The organism is Amycolatopsis sp. NPDC049159 (assembly GCF_040648295.1).
Classification (GTDB): domain Bacteria; phylum Actinomycetota; class Actinomycetes; order Mycobacteriales; family Pseudonocardiaceae; genus Amycolatopsis; species Amycolatopsis pretoriensis_A.
In genome coordinates this window covers 1-10,506 of the sequence record NZ_JBEZDL010000045.1, presented here as the reverse complement: position 1 = coordinate 10,506, position 10,506 = coordinate 1, and the positions used below count along the sequence as shown (strand labels likewise).

6 protein-coding genes and 1 pseudogene are annotated in these 10,506 nt (G+C 75.5%); 2 read left to right on the top strand and 5 right to left on the bottom strand.

Features of this window, described 5'->3' with window-relative positions:
• Nucleotides 1-156 precede the first annotated feature (156 nt).
• A pseudogene (locus AB0B33_RS45830) lies at nt 157-861 on the top strand (carbamoyltransferase C-terminal domain-containing protein); the annotation flags it as partial.
• Nucleotides 862-893: 32 nt separating this feature from the next.
• Here the strand turns inward: AB0B33_RS45830 and AB0B33_RS45825 are convergent.
• The 4 genes from AB0B33_RS45825 to AB0B33_RS45810 form a co-directional block, all read right to left on the bottom strand.
• The gene (locus tag AB0B33_RS45825; RefSeq protein WP_360784264.1) at nt 894-3,566 is read right to left on the bottom strand and encodes an AAA family ATPase; all 2,673 of its coding nucleotides are present in this window, start codon (nt 3,564-3,566) and stop codon (nt 894-896) included.
• A gap of 4 nt (nt 3,567-3,570) precedes the next feature.
• Nucleotides 3,571-4,320 carry a helix-turn-helix transcriptional regulator gene (locus AB0B33_RS45820; protein ID WP_360784260.1) on the bottom strand — a complete coding sequence of 250 codons (750 nt, stop codon included), beginning with the start codon at nt 4,318-4,320 and terminating at the stop codon, nt 3,571-3,573.
• Nucleotides 4,307-6,523, bottom strand: coding sequence for an AAA family ATPase (locus AB0B33_RS45815; protein ID WP_360784257.1), 2,217 nt, complete (start codon nt 6,521-6,523; stop codon nt 4,307-4,309). Before AB0B33_RS45815 ends, AB0B33_RS45820 begins: the two co-directional genes overlap by 14 nt.
• 159 nt (nt 6,524-6,682) lie before the next feature.
• On the bottom strand, nt 6,683-9,505 hold the full coding sequence (locus tag AB0B33_RS45810) for an AAA family ATPase (protein ID WP_360784255.1): 2,823 nt from the start codon (nt 9,503-9,505) through the stop codon (nt 6,683-6,685).
• A gap of 316 nt (nt 9,506-9,821) precedes the next feature.
• Here AB0B33_RS45810 and AB0B33_RS45805 point away from each other — a divergent pair, with 316 nt between their 5' ends.
• Nucleotides 9,822-10,262 (top strand): PTS sugar transporter subunit IIA, encoded by a 441-nt coding sequence (locus AB0B33_RS45805; protein WP_360784253.1) that lies wholly within the window; start codon nt 9,822-9,824, stop codon nt 10,260-10,262.
• A 7-nt stretch (nt 10,263-10,269) separates the two neighbouring features.
• Here AB0B33_RS45805 and AB0B33_RS45800 read toward each other — a convergent pair.
• A partial coding sequence (locus AB0B33_RS45800; protein ID WP_360784250.1) for a class II fructose-bisphosphate aldolase occupies nt 10,270-10,506 on the bottom strand: 237 nt, incomplete at its 5' end.

The window sequence follows — 10,506 nt, the reverse complement described above, 5'->3', positions numbered from 1 at the left end:
CCGCATCCGCGACGGCGAACTCGTCGCCGCGGTCGAGGAGGAACGGCTCAACCGGATCGAGCAGACCACGAAGTTCCCGGCCGGAGCGGTGCGAGCCTTGCCGGGCGAAGGCGGACGTGAGACCCGAGGAGATCGCCGCGGTCGGCGCAGCGGCTCGCGGAAGGCTCGGTGCTCGGCTGGGTGCAGGGCGCGTCGGAGTTCGGGCCGCGCTCGCTCGGCTACCGCAGCATCCTCGCCGACCCGGCCGTTCGCGCCGTTGGTGGCCGCCGAAGCCGCCGCCGAGTACTTCGAGATCCCCGCGACGCGCGGCAACTTCGACTTCATGTCGTTCGCGCTGCAGGTGCGTCCCGACCGCCGTGAGGAGCTCGGCGCGGTCACCCACGTCGACGGCACCGCGCGGGTGCAGGTCGTCGAAGCGGACGCGAACCCGCGCTCATCGAGGGGTTCGGGCGCGCGACCGGCACGCCGGTGGTGCTCAACACGTCGTTCGACAACAACGCCGAGCCGATCGTGCAGACCGTCGCCGACGCCGTGACGACGTTCCTCACCACCGACCTGGACTACCTGGTGGTCGGCGCCTTCGTCGTCCGCCCGGGCCTCGACCGGGCGGCGCCGCCGGCCGAGCTGGTCTTCGCGTTCCGCCCGGTGACGCGGCTGCGCACGACGACCCGCACCGGCGGCGAGACCGTGCACCAGGTGTACCTCGACCACCCGGGCGGCCCGGTGCTGGCGGAGACCCACGAGCTGCTGACCCGGCTCGACGGCAGCACGCGGCTCGGCGACCTGGCGCCGGACCTGGCCCCGACGCGTACCACCAGTGCCGGGAGGACCACGACCGCCCGTGCTCCAAAGAGCTCGTGAGTGAGAAACAGTGTTCCAACCCTGTTTCTCACTCACGACCCGGCGCCGAGCACCGAGGCGAGCTGGGCGCGGCCGTCGATCTTCAGCTTGCGGTACAGGCTCGTCAGGTGCTTCTCGACGGCCCGGCGGCTGATGCTCAGCTCGCCCGCGATCTCGGTGTTCGTCCGCCCGCCGGCCGCCAGGCGCGCGACGGTCGCCTCGCCCGCGGTCAGCTCCACCGTGGGCCGGGGCTGCTCCGCGTGGCCGAACGTGCCGTCCTCGCGTGCTTCGAGCCGGCCCGCGCCGCAGCTTTCGGCCAGCTCCCGCGCGCGGGACAGCAACCGCCGTGCCGCCTCCGGTTCCGTCTCGCGCAGGCAGGTGCCGAGGTCGGCGCAGGCCTTCGCCGCTTCGAGTTCGTCCGGTGCGCCGTCCAGCAGTTCGACCGCTTCCCGCAGCAGCTCGATCGCGTGCCGCCGGCCGGCGAGTGCGGCGAGCACCCGCAGCGACCGCCCGACGATCGCGGGCGCGCCCCACGCGACGGAGTGGCGGTGGTGCTCCTCGGCGAGCTGCCGCGCCTGCTCGGTCCGGCCGAGCCGCCGGGCCAGCAGCGCCGCCGACCCGCGCCAGGCGTAGATCGCCGGGTTGCGCCAGCCCGCCCGGTCCAGCAGGCGGCCGCGGTCGAGGAACTGCGCGAGCGCCGCGTCCGGGTTCTCGCGGGCGGCCAGCATCCCCTGCAGGCCGCGGCGGACCGCGAACACGGCGAGGTCGTCGCTGTCGGGGAGGTCTTCGAGCACCTGCCGCGCCAGGTCGCGGCGGCGTGCCGAGTCCGCGACCAGCGCCACCGTCGTGGCCGGCAGCGCCAAGACGTCGTAGCCGCCCGGCTCGGCCGCGCGGAACGCCCGCTCCGCCGGGTCCGCGGCTTCGGCGAACCGGCCGCGGGACAGCAGCGCCAGCGCCTGGTGGACGTCGACGAGCACGCGCGTCGCGGTCGTGGCCCGCGGCCCGCCCGCCGACGCCAGCCACGGCGCGACGGCGTCCGGCCGGCCCGCGGCGATCAGCACGAGCGGGACGATCCGCAGCGCGGTGCCGGCCCGGACGGTCCGGGCCGGCTCGTGGTCCAGCAGGACACCGGCGTGGCGGGCGGCTTCGGCGGCGGTGACGCGCCCGCCGAGCGTGGCGGCCAGCAGCAGCACCGCGCGCAGCTCCCGGTCGCCGGGGTTGCGCGGCCGGTCGGGCAGCTGCTGCAGCCGCCGCGCCGCCGCGGCCGCCCGGCCCGGCTCTTCGAGCGCGGCGAACCACTCCCGGGCTTCCAGGCGCGGCACGAGGTCGGGGTCGTCGACGCCGGTCGCCGTCCGGACCAGGTCGGTCACCAGCGGCCCGCGCGCGGCGGCGGTGAGCGGGATCCGGGCGACCGCTTCGGCCCGTTCGCGGCCCGCGGGCAGCAGCGGCGCGGCCTGCACCAGGTACCGCACGGCCGCCCGCGGATCGGGTTCGGCGGCGGCCAGCTCGGTCAGCAGCCGGGCGCGGCCGGGGTCGTCGGGCGGCAGGTCCAGCAAGGCGCGCCGCAGGTAGCGCGCGGCCAGGTCCGGGGCGCCGCGGCGCTGGGCCGCGACGGCCGCCGTCCGCAGCGTCGTGACGTCTTCGGGACCGCGCAGGGCGTCGACGCTGAGCAGCTGCGCGGCGACGTGCTCGGGCGGAAACCCTTGTGAGGCAAGCAAAGTGGCCGCGGCCCGGTGCGCGGCCGCGGTGTCCGCCGCGCTCCGCGTCTCCTCGACCACCCGCACCAGCGCGGGCTCGGGCACCAGCCGCTCGTCGACGGCGGTGCCCAGCCACGCGGCACCGAGCAGGGCGCGAGCTTCGGCGCACGCGGCCGCGTCCAGCCCGGCCAGCCGCGCGACGAGCTCGGGTTCCGCGTGCCGCCCGAGCGTGACGACGGCCCGCGCCAGCGCTCCGACCTCCGGTTCCCGCCGCACCAGCAGCCGCAGCCGTTCCCGTTGTACGGAGGCTCCGAGCTGACGCAGCGGCACGCAGTCCACGGCCCGGCCGGTGAGCCGGTGGGCGAACGCGCGGGACAACAGCTCGTCGAGGTCCTTCGGCCGGCCGCCGGTGAGCTCGTGGCAGGCGGTCGCGAACGCGGGGTCGGCGTCCAGCCGGGCGTCGACCACCCGGCGCGTGCCGTTTCGCGACAGCGCGTGGGCTCGCACGCCCGGTCCGGCGATCCGGGCGATCTCCTGCAGCGCCGGCGCACGCGGGCTGTCGGGCAGCACGACCCCGAGCCGCACCCGCGTCCCGCGCAGCCGGCCGGCGAGGAAAGCCAAGGCGCGCACCGAAGGTTCGTCGGCCCAGCGCACGTCGTCGACCAGCACGACGACCGGCTCGCGGGCGGCGAGCGAGACCAGCAGGACGTGCAGCCCGTGGAGCAGCGGCACGGCGCCGCTGCAGTCCGGCCCGGCCGCCGACTGGAGCAGTTTCGCGGCGATCGGTGGCAGGCCGGTCGCGCACGGGTCGCCGACCAGGGGCAGGACGAGCTGCCGCACGACGCCGAAGCGGAGGTCCCGCTCGGCGGGCGCCCCACCCGCCCGCAGCACCCGCGCACCTCCGTCGGCGGCGAGGCGGCCGAAGAGCCGGAGCAGCGCCGAGCGTCCAGTGCCGGTTTCCCCACGTACGGCAACGACTTCACCGGTTTCGCGGAGCGCGGCTTCCTGCGTTTCGCGTTCGAACAGCATCGCGTCAGCTCCCCGGCGTCCGGGTGGGCCAGTGATCCGCGAGCGCGGCCCGGCCCTTGAGGCCGAGCTTGCGGTAGACCTTGGTCAGCCGCAGTTCGACGGTCCGCAGCGCGATCGACAGTTCCCGGGCGATCTCCCGGTTGGCCAGCCCGCGGGCGGCGAGCTCGGCGACGTCCCGTTCGGCGGGCGACAGCGCGTCGGGGCGCCGGGCCGGGAACCGCGGCGCGGGCAGCGGGTCGGCGGGCCGCCGTGGCGCGGGCACGGTCCGCCGGAGCCCGGCGGAGGCCCGCTCGCGCAACGGCTCGAGCGCGGCGGCGGTACCCCAGCGTTCGGCGAGGGCCAGCTCCTCGGCGGCGAGCGCGGCGGCGGCCCCGTGGTCTCCGAGCCGGCGCAGCGCGAGACTCGCGGTCGTCCGCCAGGCGGCGACCATCGGGTTGACCCAGCCGCGCGAGCGCAGCACCCGGCCGCACTCCAGGGCGGCGTGGAGGGCGGTGCCGGGGTCGTCTTCGGCGAGGGCGAGTTCGGCCTCGGCGTGCCGGAGGAACGCAGTTGCGGCTCCGTGCTCGCTGCCGCGGGGGAGTGGCTCGGCGGCGAGGTGCCGGGCGTGTTCGAGCCGTCCGAGCCGCAGTTGCGCGGTGATCTCGACGGCGGCCCGGGCGGGCATGGCGAGCGGGTGCCAGCAGCGAACGGGCAGCTCCCGATCGGCGGCGGCGAGGTCGCGGAGGGCCTCCTCAGGCCGGTCATCCCTCAGCACGGCGGCGGCCCGGTGCACCAACGCCCGCGCGGCGGCGGCCCGGGCATCCCGCCGCCGGGCGGCCGCGATGACGACGGTCAGGGCGTCGGTGGCCTCGGCGAGGACCCCGGCGCAGACCAACGCCCGGCAAGCGGCGATCCGCGGCATGAGGGGAGCTTCCTCCCGCACGACGAGCGCCTGCGCGGCAAGGTCGAGCACGGCGCCCCGCTGTTCCCCCCCGGACAGCCAGCCGGAAGGCGGTGACCCCGGCGGAGGCGGGATCTTGCGCGCGGGGGAAGGGTGGGAGCGCCCTGGCCGGGGGCGTGCCGATGGCGGGTGGTGCGGATGGTGCCCGCGTTGGGCGGCCGAAGCGGATGCGGTCTTCGCTCGCGTCACGGCTGAGGGCGTGCGGGTCGGGTGCCGGCGTGGTGGTGTGGTTTTGGCCTGTGCTGCCGCGGAGTGCGTGCGGGTCGGGTGCGGGTGCGGTGGTGTGGTTTTTGTTTGTGTCGCGATCGAGTGTGTGTGGGTCGGGTGCTGGCGTGGTGGTGTGGTTTTGGCCTGTGCTGCTGCGGAGTGCGTGCGGTTCGGGTACTGGCGCGGTGGTGTGGTTTTCGTTCGTGTCGCGATCGAGTTCGTGTGGGTCGGGTGCTGGCGTGGTGGTGTGGTTTTGGCCCGCGCTACCGCTGAATGCGTGCGGTTCGGGTACTGGTGTGCTGCCGCGGAATGCATGCGGGCCGATCGTGGCCGGGTCGGGTGCCGGTGCGGTGGGGGCCGGGTTCTGGCCCGCGTCACCGTCGATCGCGTCCGGGCCGGGTAGCGGGGGTACCGGCATCTCCGGATCGGCCGCGGCTTCCTCGCGGGCGAGCCTCCCCAGCGCCACCAATGCGGGGTCCACAGTGGACGCCCGGCCCGGTTCCGCCACCAGGCGGTGCACCGTTTCCGCGTCCCCGCGGGCCAGGAGGAGGTCGGCGGCCGTCGTGGCGGCCGGGAGGGTGGCCAGTGCCGGTTCCGCCAGGACCTGGACCAGCCGGCGGTCGGCGTGGTCGGGTTCGCGGCGGACCACCGCCGAAGCCAGCCGGACCAGCAGCGCCGCCCGGTCGCTCGCGGAGGCAGGCTCGGCCAGCGCACGCCGCAGGGAATCGGCCGCCGCCACCGGGTTGCCCTGGGCCGACCACTGTTCCGCCGCCTCTTCGAGCACCGCTCGTGCCCACGGCTCGCCGACCGGTGGCGCGGCGCGCAGCAGCTCCGCCGCGACCAGCGCACCCGCCCCGCTCCGGTGCGCCAGTTCCGCACCGCGGCGGTACAGCCCGTCCCGCTCCGGCTCGGCCAGCTCCGCCAGCACATCGGCCGCCAGGTGCGGCTCCGCCGGGCGCCCGTCCGCCACCAGGCCGCTCGCCTCCAGCGCACTCAACGCACCGGGCACGTCCGCCGCCGGCAACTCGGCCAGCCCGACCGCCGCGACGACGTCCAGCCGCTCCGAAACCGACATCGCCCGCACGAGCGCCAGCGCCCCCGGCGGCAGGCCACGCCGGATCCGCGCCGCCCGCACCGACACGACTTCCCGCCCCGCGGCCGCCACCCGAGCCGGGGTCCACTCCGCCGGCGTGGGCCCGTGCGTCGCAGCCAGGTCGTGCAGCACCGCCGGTCGTCCGCGGACGACCGCCAGCACCGCCGTCTCCACCTCCGCCGGCAGCTCACCCAGCAGCTGCCGCACCAACGTCGTCGTCTCCGCCGGCCCCAACGGCCCCACCGCGATCCGCTGCCCCACCGCAACCGGCTCGTACGCGGTCGCGATCAGCAGCACCGGTGCCGTCCGCCCGGCCATCTCCGTGAACCACCGCAGCGACCACTCGTCCGCCCACTGCAGATCATCGACCGCCAGCACCAGCGCCCGCTCGCGCGCCAACCCGGCGAACGCGTCACACAGCAGCCCGGCGGCACGCTCGGGGTCGGCCAAGCACGCACCCACCAGGTCACCGAAATCCGCCGGCGGCACCAAAGCCGACGCGAGCTGGGTCACCGCCCCGAACGGAACCCCGTCCGGCACACAAGAAGCCGACGCACCCGGAGCCGCGCCCAGAGCCCGCCGCAGCAACGCCGTCCGCCCGACTCCCGCGGCACCGGAGATCCCCACCGTCGCCCCGAGCCCCCGGCCCAGCCCCGCCACCAGGTCGTCGAGCACGCTCACCGCGCGCTCCCGGCCGACGAGACGCGGTTCGCGCACGGGACGACCTCCTCCGCGGCCGGTCGACGTCGAGCCGGGCCGAGGGCAGCCTAAGCCGCCATAGCGGTCTCGACACCGGGGCGGCCACCGCACGCCGGAGCTCTGCCCGCCCGGCCAGAATTCGCGGGGACGGCCGGGCAATCCGCGACCTTGCGTGACTCAGTGGTCGCGCAACGCTTCCGCCAGTTCGGCACGGCCGCCGATGCCGAGCTTCCGGTAGACGCTCGTCAGGTGCACCTCGACCGTCCGCTGGGTGATGAACAAAGACTCCGCGATCTCCCGGTTGGTCGCGCCCTCCGCGGCTCGCTGGGCCACCCGCCGCTCGCTGCCGGTCAGTGCGTCGGACGGCGAATCCGTGCCGTGGCGCATCCGGCCGCCCGCCTCGGCCAGCGCCGGCAGCGAAAGGCCGAGCTGCTGCTTGTCACGACTGCGCACGGAAAGGTCGATCGACCGGCGCAACCGGTCCCGCGCGCCCTCGGCGTCGCCGCGCGCCAGCAGCCGCCTGCCGAGCAGGTACTCGGCCTTCGCCTGCTCGACCTTCGCGGGCGAATCCGCCAGGAGCTCCGCCGCGTCGCGCAGCCGCTCGATCGCCGCGTCGCCGTCGGCGAGCACCCCGCGCGACGTCTCGAGCATGCCCAGCGCCCGGTTCGTGCCCCAGCGGCGGACCGCGGGCTCGACGTCGTCGAGCACCGCCTCGCCCTCGGCCCGGCGGCCGAGCCCGGCCAGCAGCTCCGCCGATTCGTACCACCACGGCGCCAGCACCGGGTTGCCGATCCCGTTGCCCGCCAGGCTTTCCCCGCACGTCCGCAACACGGCGAGCGCGTCTTCGACGTCGCCCACGGCGGCCCGGGCGCGGGCCTTCGCGACCAGGTACCAGTGGTACTCGAGCGTGAAGTGCTCGAGCCGGGGCCGCTCGATCGCGGCCAGCGCCCGCTCCGCGCCGGCCGGGTCGCCGTGACGCACCAGCAGCGAGCCCAGCACCGCCTGCGGCATCGCGGTCCCGGGCGCCCAGCGCTCCTGCGTGATGACGTCGAACGCGTACTGCGCGTCCGCCAGCGCGTCGGTGAGGTTGCCGCAGAACTGGTGGACGAGCGCCCGCGTGGTCGCGCCGAGGATGTAGGTCCAGCCCTGGCCGCGGCGCTGCGCGTGGTCGAGCACGCCGCCGAGCGCCGCCAGCGCCGGCTCGGGCCGGTCGGCGAGGTAGAGGGTGAGCACGGCGCCGAGCACGGCCCAGCCGCCCGGGGCGACGTCGCCGATGCGCAGCACCTGCGCGGCCTGGGCGGTGACTTCCGCGGCGGGGCGGCCCTGCAGCGTGCCCAGCGACGAGAGCATGCCCAGCAGTTCGCGTTCCTCGGCGGTGTCGCCCGGCGGCGGGACGACGTCGCGGAACCGGGCGCCGACCTGGGCGACGGTGGCCTTCTCGTCCAATCCGGACAGCAGCAGCGCCGACTGGCCGACCATGCGCAGCGCCCGGTCGGCGGGGGAGGGGTCGGGACCGGCGACGGCGTCCAGCGCGTCGGCCACCTCGGTCGCCAGCGCGTAGGACCGCCGGGAGTTCTGGGCGCCGAGCGACACCATGACGTACTGCATGACGATCGGCACCCGCCGCCGCGGATCGGCCACCAGCCGCAACGCGCGTTCGAGGTGCTTCAGCGACGCCGCCGGGTCGGTCTGCCCGAGCACCCGGGACAGGTGCACGAGCACGGTGACGTCGTCCTCGTGGGCGCGCAGCACCTGCGTCAGGTACCGCGCGGCCGCCGCCGGGGCGCCCCGGCTTTCCGCCGCCGCGGCCGCTTCCCGCAGCACGGTGACCATCCACGGCTGCGGCGGCCCGTCGAGCACCAGCAGGTGGACGGCGACCTCCTCGCTGGAGCGGCCGCTGTCGTTGAGCAGCGTGGCCGCGCGTTCGCGCAGCCGGGCCAGGTCGGCGGGTGACGCGGTGTTCAGCGCGGCCGTGCGGATCAGGTCGTGGGCGTAGTCCAGCCGGTCGGGTTCGAGCAGCTCGCCCTCGCGCAGCGCGCGCACGGCGTGGCCGGCCGGCCCGGGCCGGGTGCCGGCGAGCGCGGCGATCGTCTCCAGCTCTTCGCCGCCCAGCACCGCGATCGCGCGCGCGACGGCCAGCGCGTCCGGCGACAGCCGGTCCAGCAGCGGCCGGACCACCGCCTCCCGGCCGAGCTCGTCGAGCACGCCGACGTGCCCGGCGTCCGGGGGCACGCGGTCGCGCAGCGCGCCGACCACGCGGTCGAGCAGGAACGGGTTGCCGCCGGTGATGTCGACGGCGTGGCGGACGAACTCCCGGTCCGGTGGCACGCCGAACCCGGCCGCCAGTACGCGGGCGACCGCGTCCTCGGCCAGCGGCGCGAGGTCGACGGCGAGGCAGTTCACGGCCGTGCCGATCTCGGCGAGCACCGCGGGGCCCGGTTCGCCCGGCCCGGTGCGCTGGGCCATCAGCGCCAGCACCGGCAGGTCCTCGGCCCGGCGCAGCAGGAAGCTCAGCCACCGCAAGGAGGTCTCGTCGCACCACTGGACGTCGTCGACCGCGAGGACGACCGGGCCGCGGGCGGCCAGGCCGGCCACCAGCCAGGAGAGGCCGTGCATGACGGAGTAGGTGTCGGCGGAGCCGTCGACGCGGTCGGGCGCGAGCGCGGGCAGCGCGAGCCGGGCGCTGCCGCTGAGCAGGCCGGCCTCGCCGGCGTCCCCGCGTGGCCACAGTGGACCGAACAGCGTCCGGACCGCTTCGTAGGCCCCGCCGCCGGTGTCGGCGCAGGTCACGGTGAGCACGGTGGCGGCGGTCCGGTCCAGTTCGTCGAGCGCGACGGCCAGCAGGCCGGTCTTGCCGATCCCGGCGGGCCCGCGCAGCAGCACCGCCTGCCCTTCGCCGAGGGCGGCGGCGCGAGCGCGGTCGGTGAGCACCCGCAGTTCCCAGTCCCGGCCCGCCAGCTCCGGCCGGGCCGATCCCCGCACCCCACTCCGAACAGCCACGTTTCTCCCGTCCGCGCGCGCAGGCCCGGCCGGGAGTCCGGCGGGCGTTCCCAGCCTGGCCCATCGGCCCGACGCGCGCGGCACCGGGCTCCTGCGCGCCTGGCAGCGGCCGCGCGGGCCCGGTTTTCCCCAGATTTCCGCGGAAATGCTTGACAGGACATCCGATAACGGATTCGAAGTATTTTCGCGTAATTTTTTCGAATGGTGTGACGCGCGACCGGGTTTTCGCCGGATCGCGTTCGCGTGGCGTACGGTGAGCGCGCACGACGACGTGACCCGGCCGTCTTTTCTCCGCATCCCCCAGAAAGAACCCTCAGTGACGAACGAAAAAGTGCTGTCCCTGTCCGTGCGCTCGGTGGAGCTCGGGGTCCGGGCCGCCACCCGCTGGGAAGCCTTGGCGCACATCGGGAAAACGCTCGAAACCTCCGGCTCCGTCCACACGGGATACCGGGACTCGCTGCACGCGCGGGAACGCCGTGCGTCGACCTACCTCGGGCACGGGATGGCCGTTCCGCACGGTTTGCACGTCCACGACTACCTGCTGGTGAACCCGGGGCTGGCGTTCACCCGGTTCACCACTCCCGTGCCGTGGGACGGCGAACGGGTTTCGCTGTGCATCGCGATCGCCGCGCCGGCCGCCGAGCACGTCGAAATCCTCTGCCGGATCACCGCGCTGCTCGTCCACCCGACGCACCTGGACGTCCTGCGCGCGTCGGAGGATCCGGGGGAAATCACCCGGATCCTCCGGGAAGCGTGAAAATCGGTTACTTCAGCCGGGTGCCGGCCGAGCCGAGCGCTTCACAGGCTTCGACGATCCGCGCCGCCATGCCGGCCTCGGCGGCCTTCAGGTACGAGCGCGGGTCGTAGACCTTCTTGTTGCCGACCTCGCCGTCGATCCTCAGGACTCCGTCGTAGTTCTTGAAGAAGTGGTCCACGATCGGGCGGGTGAACGCGTACTGGGTGTCGGTGTCGACGTTCATCTTCACCACGCCGTAGGACAC

Excerpts from the sequence above, each read along its gene's own strand:
- AB0B33_RS45825 (WP_360784264.1), bottom strand. The coding sequence starts at position 3,566 with ATGCTGTTCGAACGCGAAACGCAGGAAGCCGCGCTCCGCGAAACCGGT.